Here is a 7,872-nt window from a genome sequence, read left to right as displayed (position 1 = left end):
CCGTAGCTGCTATCGGTGCCTTCGCCCAGGGGGTGTTGGGATCTTCTCTGTCCGCGATTATGCCGTTCTCAACCGAGTGAACCCGGACGTTCGACCGTACGGTCTTCGCCATCAAGATGGCAACCGATTTCTGGCCGTGCAGGTCTGGGAATGGGAAGAGAATCAGTACGACCTTCGCGTCTACCTCACATCGGAGTCGCCCGACGGAACTTGCAAAACCCAAGTACTGTGCAGTCGTTACTATGCCGTTTCGATTGATCGACTATTGTCGCTGCTTGTTGAAGCTGGCTTTGTCGGCGTGGAGCGCCGTGACGATGTACTTTTCCAGCCCGTCCTATTTGGACGTCGGCCAGATTCGCTCTAACCTTTCCTGCAGGCGACCGCGAAGGTACGCACGGGTTTCTGGGCGCCCTATGCCGGCGACTGACCAGTGAACGTCCGGTTGTGGCCGTTAGGCGCCCCTCAACCAGGCTGATCAGCCTATCGGCGCGCAGTCTTTGTCAGTGCGGGCAACCTTCAGATGGATGCGCATCCTGGGCGACTCACGATGGCAAGCCGTGGAGGCTCAGATCATCGGCAACTTGAGCCCCTGCTCTTTCGCACAGGCCTTGGCGATGTCGTAACCGGCATCCGCGTGGCGCATGACGCCGGTGCCTGGATCGTTCCAGAGAACGCGGGCGATGCGCTTGTCGGCAGCTTCGGTGCCATCGCAGACGATGACGACGCCGGAATGCTGCGAGAAGCCCATGCCGACACCGCCGCCGTGGTGCAGTGATACCCAGGTCGCGCCGCCGGCAACATTGAGCATGGCGTTGAGCAGCGGCCAATCGCTGACTGCGTCGCTGCCATCCTGCATCGATTCGGTTTCGCGATTCGGGCTGGCCACGCTGCCGGAATCCAAGTGATCACGGCCAATCACGATCGGCGCCTTCAGCTCTCCGTTGCGCACCATTTCGTTGAAGGCAAGGCCAAGCTTGTCGCGCAGGCCAAGTCCGACCCAGCAGATACGTGCAGGCAGGCCCTGGAAGCTGATGCGTTCGCGCGCCATGTCCAGCCAGTTGTGCAAGGCCTTGTCGTCGGGAATCAGTTCCTTGACCTTGGCGTCGGTCTTGTAGATGTCCTCGGGATCACCACTCAGGGCCACCCAGCGGAACGGGCCAATACCGCGACAGAACAAGGGACGCACATAGGCAGGCACGAAGCCCGGGAAATCAAACGCATTCTTGCAGCCTTCGTCCTGGGCCATCTGGCGGATGTTGTTGCCGTAGTCGAAGGTCGGGATGCCCTGCTTCTCGAATGCCAGCATGGCTTCCACGTGCACACGCATGGACTTCTTCGCGGCGTCGCGCACCGTGTCCGGATTCGCCTTCTGTTCGGCCAGCCATTGCTCGACGGTCCAGCCGATCGGCAGATAGCCGTGCACGGGATCATGCGCACTGGTCTGGTCGGTGACGGCATCGGGACGCACGCCGCGGCGAACCAGTTCCGGCAGGATCTCCGCCGCATTGCCGAGCAGGGCGATCGATTTGGCTTCACCCGCGCTGGTGTACTTGGCGATACGCGCCAGTGCGTCATCAAGATCCGTCGCCTGCTCGTCGACGTAGCGCGTGCGCAAGCGGAAATCGATGCAACGCTGTTGGCATTCGATGTTGAGCGAACTCGCCCCGGCGAGACTGGCTGCAAGAGGTTGCGCGCCGCCCATGCCACCAAGTCCGGCGGTAAGGATCCAGCGCCCCTTCAAGTTGCCTTCGTAGTGCTGGCGACCCATCTCGACGAATGTTTCATAGGTACCCTGGACGATGCCCTGCGAGCCAATGTAGATCCATGACCCCGCTGTCATCTGGCCATACATCATCAGGCCCTTGCGATCGAGTTCGTTGAAGTGCTCCCAGGTGGCCCAGTGCGGCACCAGGTTGGAATTGGCGATGAGTACGCGCGGTGCATCAACGTGAGTGGGGAATACGCCGACCGGTTTTCCAGACTGCACCAGCAGGGTTTCGTCGTCATTCAATTCCTTCAGTGCCTTCAGGATCGCGTCGTAGCACTCCCAGTTGCGTGCAGCGCGACCGATGCCTCCGTACACAACCAGCTCGGCAGGATTCTCGGCTACTTCCGGATCGAGGTTGTTCTGCAACATGCGAAATGGCGCTTCGCTGAGCCAGCTCTTGCAGCTGAGTTCGGTTCCGCGCGGTGCCCGGATATTTCGTGTGGCATCGATTCGCTCTGTTGCACTCATCTCAGGTCTCCCGATTCGAATGCGCGATTATAGGGCCCCATGCGCAAGGATGCTTCGCAGCGCCGCGAGAGAATCCGGCGCACGTGGCCAGTTGTCATCTGAATGAGTGAGAATGAACGATTCCGTTCCACTGTAGCGATCCAATGCCGAACTGCTTTCGCCTGCTTTCGCTCCTGCCGTTGATATTTCTGCTGGCCTGCAGCGGACCGCTATCCCGGCGCCCTGGAAGCGAGATCGTCAGACCCACGCCGTTGATACTGGTTTCCATTGACGGGTTCCGCGCCGACTACCTGGACCGTGGCATCACCCCAACGTTGAATGCCCTGGCAAAATCCGGCGTGCATGCCGAGTACATGCGACCTTCCTTCCCGACTCAGACCTTCCCGAACCACTACGCCCTGATTACAGGGCTGCGACCGGACCGCAATGGCATTGTCGCGAACACGATGGAGGACGACCGGATTCCGCAACAGAAGTTTGCTGCATCAAACCGCAAGGCGGTCGAGGATGCGCGCTGGTGGAATGACGGAACACCGTTGTGGATCACCGCCAAGCGAAGCGGCCTGCATTCCGGGATCATGTTCTGGCCGGGATCCGAAGCACCCGTGCATGGCTCCCATCCGGATTTCTGGGCAATTTACGATCAGAAACTCCAGGCCGTAACGCGCGTTGACAGCGTTCTGGACTGGCTGGCCTTGCCAGCCGATCAAAGCCCCAGCTTGATGACGCTCTATCTCGATACAATCGACGACATCGGCCATCACTTCGGACCCGATTCTGCCGAACTGGATGCGGAACTCCGCATCGTTGATGCAACGGTGCGCCGCCTGGTCGATGGCTTGATCGAGCGCGGCCTCGAACATTCGGTCAATCTGATCATCGTTTCCGATCACGGCATGGTCGCAACCTCTCCGGACCGGGTGATCAATCTCGATGAAATCCTTCCAGGCGAATCTGCCCGCGTCGTCAGCTATGGCGTAGTGACGGGCATCGTACCCAGACCGGGTCATGAGCGCGAAGCCGAGTCCATCCTGCTTGGCGAACACGAAAACATGCAGTGCTGGCGCAAAACGGAACTGCCCGCTCGATTCCACTACGGGACACATCGACGCGTGCCGGCCATCGTGTGCCTTGCCAACCACGGCTGGACCATCGCGAGTCAGGAATATCTCGCCAGAAAGAAACACTTTTCGCTTGGCGAGCACGGCTACGACAATGAGGATCCGGACATGCGCGCCATCTTCATTGCGCACGGCCCCGCGTTTCGCTCAGGCGTGGTCCTGCCCCCATTCGACAACGTCGATGTATATCCATTGCTCGCATGGCTGCTGGGCCTGGAACCCGAGCCCCACGACGGGAACTTCGACATGCTGGCCGGCGCGCTGAAAATGTCACGCCCGACCGAAACGAACGAGGTGGGCACGACACCGCCATAGCAGCAGCCTATTTGCGCAGGCGTGAGATGACGGCTCGATATCGCGATGCTATGCGCGCTTCGTCGCGATGCTGGAAATCACGAACCACCCATTCGCCATTGACCATGACATGCCGCACCAGATTCGAGTTGCCGGCGAAAATCCAGCTGTCGAGCAAATTGAATTGATCGCGACCTGCGAGCAACGTCGAGTGTTCATCGAGAACCAGCAAGTCCGCTCGGTGCCCGACTGAAGGTACATTTGCATCACCGCCCTCAAGCAATCCGATCGGCATGCCTGATGCGCGCGCACCACCCAACAGCCCTGCCTTCAACAACGCAGCTGCGGTACTTGGCTCGTGCGCCGTCGCGCTGATATTCCGGCGTCTCGTAACCAGACGCTGTCCATATTCGAGCCAACGCAATTCCTCAACGGGCGACACGGAAATATGACTATCAGAGCCGATTCCAAAGGTTCCGCCAATGTCGAGCCAGTCCTTTAGCGGGAACAGTCCATCACCCAGGTTGGCCTCCGTAGTCGGGCAAAGTCCTGCCACGGCTCCGGTTGCCGCAAGCCGCTCCACTTCCATCTTGTCGACATGGGTGGCGTGCACAAGGCACCAGCGTGCATCGACATCCGCATGATCCAGCAACCATTCAACCGGTCGCGCATTGCGCACGGCCAGACAGTCCTGAACTTCGCCGATCTGCTCGGCAATGTGAATATGGATTGGCATCATTGCGCTGGGCGTTCCGCTTCGCGAAGGCGGCAGCTTGGCGATGCCATCGAGCACGGCGTGCATGGCGTCTTCAGGTACGGCACGCAGCGAATGCAGGGCAATGCCGACACGCAGATGGGCGCTCTCGAGCAAGCGCATGCGTTCCACCAACCGCAGGAACCCGTCGACATCGTGGGCGAAGCGGCGCTGCCGCTCACCGAGCGCGCGTCCGTCAAAGCCCCCGGTCATGTAAAGCGTGGGCAACAAGGTCAATCCAATCCCGGCTTCCTGTGCGGCATCGACCAGGGCCAGAGCCATCGCTGCCGGATCCGCATACGGGCGCCCATCAGGCTGATGATGCAGATAGTGAAACTCGCAAACCTGCGTATAGCCTGCCTTGAGCATCTCCACGTAAAGCTGGGTTGCGATCGCTCGCAACTCATCCGGCCCAACGGTTCCGGCGAATGCATACATGACCTCGCGCCAGGTCCAGAAGCTGTCAGCGGGATCGCCGCGATGCTCGGCCATGCCGGCCATGGCACGTTGAAAGGCGTGTGAGTGCAGGTTCGGCATGCCCGGTACGACCCAGCGTCCGAGCGACTCCGCCCCTTCGTCCGGGACATCAGGCCTGACATCGAGCAAGGCTCCCGACAGATAGCGGCCAGCATCGACTTCGATTCGCACGTCGGGACGCCAACCTCCTGGCAACCAGGCGTTCCCGGCGTGAAAAATACGAGTGCTCATGGGCGTGCTCCGCAGATGGAACCGGTGATTATCCGCTGACCCGGCGGTTTGTCGAAACCTGCTATTGGCAGCACCGCATGAGCGAAGGCCGCGTGGTCTGCGATAATCGGGCCATGACAACCAAAAACTACCCTGAAAACTGGGACGGACTGCTGATCGATTGTCACCTGGCAACCATGGATGGCAATGGCGCGCCATTCGGCGAGGTTCGCCACGCCGCACTCGGCTGGAAGAATGGCCGTATCGTTTTCGCCGATGCCATGCATGCCCTCCCCGGCCTGCCGCACGCACTGTCAGCCAATGTCGAATCGCTGGCGGGTGCGTGGATTACGCCCGGCCTGATCGACTGCCATACCCATCTCGTCTTCGGCGGCAACCGCGCGCGCGAATTCGACATGCGCCTGAATGGGGCGAGCTACGCGGAAATAGCGCGCGCCGGGGGCGGCATCGCTTCATCCGTCAAGGATACTCGGGCGCTGGACGACGAAGCCTTGCTGGCTGCCTCGTTGCCACGTGCACGCGCCCTGGTCGCGGATGGCGTGACGACACTGGAGATCAAGTCAGGATACGGACTCGATCTCGACAGCGAGCTGAAGATGCTGCGCGTGGCGCGCCGCATCGGCAGTGAGCTTGGAATCGGCGTCAGGACCACGTTTCTCGGCGCCCACGCACTCCCGCCAGAATTCGCGGGACGACAGGCAGACTATGTCGAGCATGTCTGCGAGGTGCTGATGCCGGCAGTTGCTGAAAGCGGCCTGGCCGATGCGGTCGACGCCTTCTGCGAAAAAATAGCATTCACGCCAGAAGAAACCCGACGCGTGTTCGAAAAGGCGCGAGCGCTGGGCTTGCCGGTGAAGCTGCACGCAGACCAGTTGTCGGATCTCGGCGGTGCGGGGCTGAGTGCCGAGTTCAATGGACTCTCAGCCGACCATATCGAACATACGAGTGTTGACGGCGTTCGCGCCATGGCGCGTGCCGGGACAGTCGCGGTGCTGTTGCCAGGCGCGTTCTATGCCCTGCGCGACACCATGGTTCCGCCTATCGCCGACTTGCGCGAGCATGCAGTGCCGATGGCTGTTGCCACCGACCTGAACCCCGGCACCTCGCCGCTGCTGTCGCTGCGCCTGGCCATGAACATGGCTTGCACGTTGTTCCGCCTGACGCCGGAAGAAGCCCTGCGCGGCGCAACCGTACATGCCGCCACGGCTCTGGGCCTGAAAGACCGGGGCCGACTGGCAAGCGGATTGCGCGCAGACTTCATCATTTGGGATATCGGCGCGCCGGCAGACCTGTGCTACTGGATAGGTGGCAACCTCGCTCGCCGCATTGTCGCCGGCGGGCGCGATCTGCATGAAGAGCGCATCGCACCAGGCTGAAATCGCAAGATGGCTACCTCGCACGACTCAATCGCCGGTCTGACCGCGCTGGCCCTGCAAGGTGGCGGCGCACATGGCGCGTTCACGTGGGGCGTGCTGGACCGATTGCTCGAGGAATCCACGTTTGAACTCGAACAAGTCAGCGGCACCAGCAGTGGCGCGCTCAATGCCCTGGCGCTCGCACAGGGCTGGATGGATGGCGGGCGAGACGGTGCGCGCGAATGCCTCTCCGACCTCTGGCGTCGTGTCGCCAGCCATACCCATGCCGCTTCGTGGATATTCGGCTCACAGGCGCGTGCGGGCAAGCAAGCCACCCAGAATCTGCATCGCTACTTCACGCCAAGGCAAATCAATCCGCTGGGATTCAATCCGGTGCGCCAGATTGCGGAATCGCTGTTCGACTTTGATCGTCTGCGGGAGAACCTGCCGTTCCCCTTACATCTGGCCGCAACTCGCGTCCGCGATGGCGCTCTTGTCATGTTCGGACCCGAGGAGCTGGGCATCGAGGCGTTGATGGCCTCCACCTGCCTGCCTCAGCTCTTCGAACCGGTGACCATCCATGGCGAGGTGTATTGGGATGGTGGCTGGGCTGGCAATCCGGCCCTGGAGCCCCTGGTTCACAGTGGCCGCACACCGAGGATACTGGTGATTCTGGTGCAGCCGCTGGACCGGGCCGAAATTCCAGCCACTCCGGCGAAGATCGCCGAGCGCATCAGCGAGCTGGGCTTTTCCAGCGCATTCCTGCGTGAGCTAAGGACGTTGGCGCTAGCCCAGGGGGCGCTGGAAGGAGCAATCACTCTGAGTTGGCTCGGTCAACGCGTAAAGGACCTGCAAATCCACATCGTTGAACCGGGCGAATCCCTCGATGCTTTCCGCTCCGGGACCGGATTCAACGATTCCACCAGCTTCCTGACCGCCCTGCGTGACCATGGTCGCAGGCGCGCCGAATCATGGATCGCCGATCCGCGGGCACACATGGTCTCGGGAAACTTCCCATTGCTGAATTCAGGATCTACCTGAAACGACAAACCCCCGCATCGCGGGGGCTTGTTCGGCAACGTCGAGCTTGCGCGGCTGGGTCAACCCAGCCGGGCGGTCACTCTGCCTTCTTGGCGGCTGCCTTTTTCGCAGGAGCCTTCTTGGCAACCGACTTGGTCGCCGTCTTGGCTGCTGGCTTCGCTGCCGTCTTGGACGCAGTCTTGGTCGCCGACTTGGACGTCGCCTTCGGCTTGGTGGCTACGGCATTGGCATCCGCATGCGGACGCACATTGCCATAACTGCGGATAGCGATTTTGCCCTTGCGGGTCTTGCGGTCACCACGGCCCATCGGTATTCCTCTAGATAATTCGGCAAACAAAGGGCGGGAAGGATAGCAGTGCCGTG

The 7,872-nt window shown here is 61.1% G+C and carries 7 protein-coding genes; 4 read left to right on the top strand and 3 right to left on the bottom strand.

Translation table 11 applies throughout. The annotated features are described in order from the left end of the window. Window positions 1-364, top strand: a 364-nt coding sequence (locus tag WBP53_RS10590; protein ID WP_423928699.1) for a hypothetical protein, incomplete at its 5' end; no start/stop codon positions are given. Between the two features lie 201 nt (window positions 365-565). Here the strand turns inward: WBP53_RS10590 and hutU are convergent. After that, on the bottom strand, window positions 566-2,236 hold the full coding sequence (gene hutU / locus WBP53_RS10585; protein WP_423928697.1) for a urocanate hydratase: 1,671 nt from the start codon (window positions 2,234-2,236) through the stop codon (window positions 566-568). A gap of 143 nt (window positions 2,237-2,379) precedes the next feature. Between hutU and WBP53_RS10580 the strand changes: the two genes are divergently transcribed. Then, a complete protein-coding gene (locus WBP53_RS10580; protein WP_423928695.1) occupies window positions 2,380-3,672 on the top strand; it encodes an ectonucleotide pyrophosphatase/phosphodiesterase in 1,293 nt (430 codons plus the stop codon). Window positions 3,673-3,679: 7 nt separating this feature from the next. Here the strand turns inward: WBP53_RS10580 and WBP53_RS10575 are convergent, their stop codons facing one another. Next, complete coding sequence (locus tag WBP53_RS10575) at window positions 3,680-5,113, bottom strand: formimidoylglutamate deiminase (RefSeq protein ID WP_423928693.1); 1,434 nt, start codon at window positions 5,111-5,113, stop codon at window positions 3,680-3,682. A 113-nt stretch (window positions 5,114-5,226) separates the two neighbouring features. Here WBP53_RS10575 and hutI point away from each other — a divergent pair, with 113 nt between their 5' ends. Together hutI and WBP53_RS10565 are read left to right on the top strand one after the other, a co-directional pair. Then, window positions 5,227-6,489: an imidazolonepropionase gene (gene hutI / locus WBP53_RS10570; RefSeq protein ID WP_423928691.1), complete on the top strand. Its 1,263-nt coding sequence runs from the start codon at window positions 5,227-5,229 to the stop codon at window positions 6,487-6,489. Between the two features lie 9 nt (window positions 6,490-6,498). Further along, window positions 6,499-7,509: a patatin-like phospholipase family protein gene (locus tag WBP53_RS10565; RefSeq protein WP_423928689.1), complete on the top strand. Its 1,011-nt coding sequence runs from the start codon at window positions 6,499-6,501 to the stop codon at window positions 7,507-7,509. A 76-nt stretch (window positions 7,510-7,585) separates the two neighbouring features. Here WBP53_RS10565 and WBP53_RS10560 read toward each other — a convergent pair. Then, window positions 7,586-7,872 (bottom strand): 30S ribosomal protein THX (locus WBP53_RS10560; RefSeq protein WP_423928687.1); only part of this gene is annotated, 287 nt, incomplete at its 5' end.

This window comes from Dokdonella sp. (assembly GCF_049593775.1).
Classification (GTDB): Bacteria; Pseudomonadota; Gammaproteobacteria; order Xanthomonadales; family Rhodanobacteraceae; genus Dokdonella.
The sequence above is the reverse complement of the archived record's forward strand: the minus strand, read 5'-3'. Positions and strand labels throughout refer to the sequence as shown.

Excerpts from the sequence above, each read along its gene's own strand:
- hutU (WP_423928697.1), bottom strand. The coding sequence starts at position 2,236 with ATGAGTGCAACAGAGCGAATCGATGCCACACGAAATATCCGGGCACCG.
- WBP53_RS10580 (WP_423928695.1), top strand. The coding sequence starts at position 2,380 with ATGCCGAACTGCTTTCGCCTGCTTTCGCTCCTGCCGTTGATATTTCTG.
- WBP53_RS10575 (WP_423928693.1), bottom strand. The coding sequence starts at position 5,113 with ATGAGCACTCGTATTTTTCACGCCGGGAACGCCTGGTTGCCAGGAGGT.
- hutI (WP_423928691.1), top strand. The coding sequence starts at position 5,227 with ATGACAACCAAAAACTACCCTGAAAACTGGGACGGACTGCTGATCGAT.
- WBP53_RS10565 (WP_423928689.1), top strand. The coding sequence starts at position 6,499 with ATGGCTACCTCGCACGACTCAATCGCCGGTCTGACCGCGCTGGCCCTG.